The 5,516-nt window shown below is 70.1% G+C and carries 4 protein-coding genes; 2 read left to right on the top strand and 2 right to left on the bottom strand.

The genetic code is table 11. From position 1 onward, the window contains the following. Together QZV94_RS22600 and QZV94_RS22595 are read left to right on the top strand one after the other, a co-directional pair. Positions 1–1,272: TonB-dependent receptor (locus QZV94_RS22600; RefSeq protein WP_293682322.1), on the top strand; the 1,272-nt coding region annotated here is incomplete at its 5' end. 46 nt (positions 1,273–1,318) lie between these two features. Then, complete coding sequence (locus QZV94_RS22595; protein ID WP_293682319.1) at positions 1,319–2,704, top strand: hypothetical protein; 1,386 nt, start codon at positions 1,319–1,321, stop codon at positions 2,702–2,704. A gap of 1 nt (position 2,705) precedes the next feature. Here QZV94_RS22595 and QZV94_RS22590 read toward each other — a convergent pair whose 3' ends face one another. Further along, entirely contained in the window at positions 2,706–3,626 is a 921-nt protein-coding gene (locus QZV94_RS22590) for an acyltransferase (protein ID WP_293682316.1), read from the bottom strand. Between the two features lie 46 nt (positions 3,627–3,672). Next, positions 3,673–5,516: xanthine dehydrogenase family protein molybdopterin-binding subunit (locus QZV94_RS22585; protein WP_293682313.1), on the bottom strand; the 1,844-nt coding region annotated here is incomplete at its 5' end.

Raw genomic sequence — 5,516 nt, 5'->3', positions numbered from 1 at the left:
TACGCCCTCGACCTCTCCGACAACGCCAGACTTACCGCCAGCTATACCCACAACGAAGGCTTCGCGGAGCTGGCGCGGCCGAACCTGGTCAGCGAGGCGCTGAACCACCGCAACGAGGAGCTGGCCTTCCTCAAACTGGACGTGGCCTTCAGCGACCGCCTCAGCCTCTACGTGAAGGCCTACCTCCACGACTGGGACAGCTACTACAACCAGGTCAACACCACCCCTGGCGGCGGCCGGGTGGTGATCTCGGACAAGGAGATCTGGCAGTACAACGACAAGGGTATCAACGCCCTGGGCCGCTACGTCCTGCAGCCCGGCCTGGAGGTTTGGGGCGGCTACGACCTGCAGCGCTACGGCGGCCGCGACGACGTGCTGATCATCCTGCCGCAGAAGGAGACCGCGCAGGCGGTGTTCGCCCAGGTTCGGGTCGGGCCCGAGTTGATCGCGAACGCCCACCTCGCCGCCGGCTTCCGCTCCAACTTCACCAAGAACAGCGAGGACGCGACGGTCTGGACTGTCTCCGCCCAGTACGACTTCAGCCCGAACCTCTTCGTCCGCGGCGTGGTCGGGACGGCATTCCGCCTGCCCGACGCCGAGAGCCTGTTCGCCCAGGACCCGCTGAACAACGGCGAGATCGGCAACCCTGACCTCAAGCCAGAGCGCAGCGAGAACGTGAACCTGTCGCTCGGCGGCCAGACCGAGACCTTCCGCGCCGAACTGGTCGGCTTCTGGCGCGAGACCAAGGACCTGATCAGCCTGGAGGGTGTAACCCCTGACCCCGACGTGTCCCAGTTCATCAACCTGCCCGGCAAGGTGAAGGCCCGGGGCTTCGAGGTGGTGCTGTCGGGCAACCCTGTCAGCTGGATGTCCTGGCAGGCGTCCTACACCCACGCCCGCACCCGGCAGACCGGCAGCTCGGACCAGTTGATCAACGTGCCGAAGGACTTCGGCATGGCCAGCGTCGACATCCACCCGCAAGGCGCGCCCTATGGCGGGATCGCACGGCTCAACTGGGTCGGCGACGTCTTCGACAGCCTGCCATCCGGTATCGGACGGGTGAACCGGGGGAACTACGCGGTGCTCGACCTCACGGCCTATGTCGACATCGGCGACCTGGGACGGCTCTCGGCGCGTCTGGAGAACGTGCTGGACGAGCATTACTCGGTTCTGACCCGGCGCTTCTTCACCGACGCCGGCGGCGACCCCTTCATCGGCCACTTCCGCGGCGTGCCGCGGACCCTGCACGTGACCTACGCCTATAGCTTCTGACGCCACAGACCGGCCGGTCCGCAAGGCCTGGGCCCCACGGTGGCTGGTGATCGTCCACCGCTACGTCGGCGTGGTCATGGGCCTGCTGATGCTGGTGTGGTTTGCGAGCGGCGTGGCCATGCTGTTCGTCCACTGGCCCGAGGTCACCGAGGCGGAGCGCGCGGCAGGGCTTGCGCCCCTCACCTGGGGCCAGTGCTGCCACGCCGGCGACATCCAGGACGTCCAGCAGGTGACGGCCGCCACGGTCGAGGATCTGGCTGGCCGGCCAGTGCTGCGCTTCGACGGCCAGACGCAGGACTTGACCACCGGGGCCTTCATCCACGAGGTCAGCGGCGCCGATGCAAGCCGGATCGCCGAGACCTACGCCCGGGCCATCGGAGTCCCGGTCGCGTCTTCGTCCCTGACCTGGGTGGACCGCGACCAGTGGACGGTGACCGGCTACTTCGACAAGCGCCGCCCCTTCTGGGTGCTACATGCCCACGATCCGGCTCGGACCGAGATCTACGTTTCGGCCCACACCGGCCAGGTGTCCCAGGTGACGACCCGGGTGGAGCGCATCCTCAACTGGCTGGGCCCGATCCCGCACTGGCTCTACCCGCAGGTGCTCCGGGCCAACACGGCGGTCTGGACGCAGGTGGTGATCTGGACCTCGCTGATCGGGATCTTCCTGACGCTCACCGGCCTCTACCTCGGCTTCGTGGCCTGGCGGCCGTGGCGCGACGCGCGGCTGTCACCGTTCCGGGGGCTGATGGCCTGGCACCACCTGGCGGGATTGGCGACGGGCATTCTCACGCTCACCTGGGTGGCCAGCGGGCTGGTGTCCATGAACCCGTGGGGCTTCCTGGAGAGCGGGAGTGACGAGCGGCCCGGGCAGTTGGCCGGCGCCTTCAGTCACGGCGACCTGCGCCAGGCCATCGGGGCGCTGCGGGACGCCGGGGTCACCGGCCGGCAGATCAAGGCGGCCCCACTGGCGGACCGGCTCTACCTGATGGTCGACGGGGTGCGGTTCGACTCCGGCGGGCGACCTGCGCCGCTCGCCGCCGCGGACCTCGCCGTCGCGGCCGCGCGGATGGGGCCGGCGCGCAGCGCGTCGCTGATCACGGAGGAGGACGCCTACTACCGCGGCCATCACCAGCCGGTCAGCCTGCCGGTCTATCGGGTGGAGATGGCCGACGGAGTGCGGTTCTACATCGACCCAGCCTCAGGCCAGGTGCTGGGGGCGGTGGACGCGCCCGCCCGCAGCTATCGGTGGCTGTTGGAGGGCGTGCACGGCCAGGACGTGGTCCGCGGCTTCGACCGTGGCGCGGGGTGGGCTGCGGCAATGGCGTTCCTCTTGGGGGCCGCCGGCCTGGGCGTGGCCACCGGCGTCTGGTTGGGCTGGCGGCGCGCGAAGGCGGACGTGGCGGGCCTGTTCCGCCGCCGGCGAGGCTAGTTCACCAGTCGGGCCGCGGCCCCGGCTTCAGCCTGAGCGCCGGCCTTTCCACCAGGAACCAGCTGGCCGCGGCGAAGGGCAGGACGGCCAGCACTGCGGTGGCGACGTTCAGCTGGCCGTAGCTGGCCAGCACCTGCTGCACCGGGAAGGCGTAGATATAGACGCCGTAGCTGAGGTCCGCCGGCAGCTTGCCCGGCCGCGCCAGGCCGAGGACCGCGGCCGGCAGGGCCAGCGGCCCCACGAACGGCGCGGCGGACGCCACCGCCGCGATGGCTCCGGCCCACAGCGGAACGCGCACCCTGGCCAGTTGAAGGGCCGCGCCGGCGAAGAACAGGAAGCCGCTGCGCCCGCCCAGGAACGCGATGCGGGTCGCCCGCTCGTCCGCCCAGTCCGGCCGAGCGAAAGCGAGCGCGAGCCAGACCCCAGCGCAGGCCACGCAGAGCCCCAGCACCAGCGGCAGCCGCGCGCGGATCAGCAGCAGCACCACGTAGAAGGTGAACTCCAGCCGCAGCGTCCACAGCACGCCGTTCACCACGCCCGCCAGCGGGGCGGCCTGGAATACGCCGGGCAGCTCGTAGGTGGTGGGGAAGAGGAGCGCGTTACGCGCCACATACTCGGCCGCCTTCGGCCAGTAGACCCCGGCCGGCGCGGTGGTGACGAAACCCAGCGCCACGACCGTGACGACCAGCGAGGCGATCAGGCCCGGCTCGATCCGCAGGATGCGCTTGATCAGGTAGGTCTTCGGGTCGCGCTGGTAGCTGGCGGACACCAGGTAGCCCGAGATCACGAAGAAGATCGAGACCCCCAGCGCGCCCAGATCCTCGACGCCGGTGATGCGCAACGCCGGGGCGCCGGACAGCGGAAACGTGTGGCTCACCACCACCAGCAGCGCCGCGATCAACCGCATCAGGTCGAAGGTCATGCGGCGCTGGTTAGCATGCTTTCCCGCCCCGTCGCGGGACGAGAAGCTACGCCTTCACGAAGGGCTGGCTCAGCACCGGCCTTCCCGTCATCGCCAGTATTGCGTTGGCCACGGCGGGCCCGATCACAGGCGTCCCGGGCTCGCCGACCCCGGATGGGGTCGCGGTGGAGGGCACGATGTAGGTCTCCACGCTCGGCGCCTCGGAGTTTCGCAGCACGCGGTAGGTGTCGAAGTTGCCCTGGTCGACCCGGCCTTCGGTCAGGGTGATCGCGCCGAACAGCGCCGCCGACAGGCCGTAGCAGGTCCCGCCCTCCATCTGGGCGGCGATCTGGTCGGGCGAGATCGCCGTGCCGCAGTCGATGGCGGTGACCACGCGGCCGACCTTGGGGACGCCGTTCTCCAGCTTCACCTCGGCCACCTGGGCGACCACCGAGCCGAAGCTCTCGTGCACCGCGACCCCGCGCGTCCATCCTGCCGGCGCGGGCGTTGCCCAACCGGCCTTGTCGGCCGCCAGATCGAGCACCGCCAAATGTCGCTTGGCGCCGGCCCGGGCGAACAGGGCGCGGCGGTAGTCCACCGGGTCCTTGCCCGCCGCCCGGGCCAGCTGGTCGATGGTGTGCTCCATGACATAGGCCGTGTGGGTCGCCCCCACCGAGCGCCACCACAGCACCGGCACGCCGGCGTCCGGGCTGATCAGCTGGGCGTCCACCACCGGCGTGGCCTTGAAGTAGGGCGACCCCAGCGCGCCTTCGACCGAGGTCTCGTCGAACTTCGGCTTCGCGCCGGCGAGGGCCGGCGCGCCCTTCGAGATCGACTGTGTCACCACCCGGTGGCGCCAGCTCACAGGCATGCCCTCGGCGTCCGTGGTGACGCGTACGGCGTGGTGCGCCATGGGCCGGTAATAGCCGGCGCGCATGTCGTCCTCGCGGGTCCAGACCAGCTTCACCGGCGTGCCCTTCCCCACCTTCTTGGCGATCCGGACGCACTCAGCGACGTAATCCGACTGGAAGTTCGCCCGCCGCCCGAAAGAGCCGCCGGCGAACAGGGTCTCGATCTTGATGGCGCCGGGCAGGTTGCCGACGATCATGGCGGTGTTCAGCTGGTCGACCGTGGGGATCTGCGAGCCGAACAGCAGGCGGGCGGAATTGCCCTTTACGATCGCCACGCAGTTCATCGGCTCCATCGTGGCGTGCGCCAGATAGGGGAAATCGTAGGTAGCCTCGAGCGCTGCACCGCCGGCCGCAGGCTTGGCGTCGCCCTTGGTCTCGAACGCAACCCAGCCGTCCTTCTCCGGGGCTGGCGTCTTGCCGGACGCCAGGTCGCGGTACTGCTGGGCGATCTGCGCTGTCGAACGCTTCTCGGCCTTGGCCTCGTTCCACTCCACCTTCAGCGCCTCGCGGCCCTGGCGCGCGGCCCAGGTGGAGGTGGCCACCACGGCCACGCCGGTGGGGATCTTGAACACGTCGGTGACCCCAGGGACCCTGCGGGCGGCCGTGTCGTCGAACGACTTCACCTTGGCGCCGAAGAGCGGGGGGTGGGCCACCATGGCCGTCAGCATCTTCGGAAGCCGCACGTCGAGGGTGTAGCGCGCCGTCCCGGTGCTCTTGGCGCCGGAGTCCTTGCGCCGCACCCGGTCAGTCCCGATCAAGGTGAAGGTCCTCGGGTCCTTCAGCGGCGGGTTGGTCGGCGGCGTCACCTTGGCCGCCTCCGCCAGGATCGCCTCGATCTCGCGGTCGTTGATGGCCGGGATGATCGGGGCCACCATCACGGTCACCGGCACGCCGGCTTGGCTGAGTGCGCGGATGGGTTCAAGGCGGCGGTGCGGGGCGGCGGCGCGCGGCTCCATCACGCGCGCGATGCGGCGGTCGAGCGTCGTCCTCGAGAGCGCGG

It is taken from the genome of uncultured Phenylobacterium sp. (assembly GCF_902826855.1).
GTDB lineage: Bacteria > Pseudomonadota > Alphaproteobacteria > Caulobacterales > Caulobacteraceae > Phenylobacterium.
Note: the sequence above shows the minus strand (reverse complement) of the source record. Positions and strands in the feature narration are given on the sequence as shown.

Excerpts from the sequence above, each read along its gene's own strand:
- QZV94_RS22590 (WP_293682316.1), bottom strand. The coding sequence starts at position 3,626 with ATGACCTTCGACCTGATGCGGTTGATCGCGGCGCTGCTGGTGGTGGTG.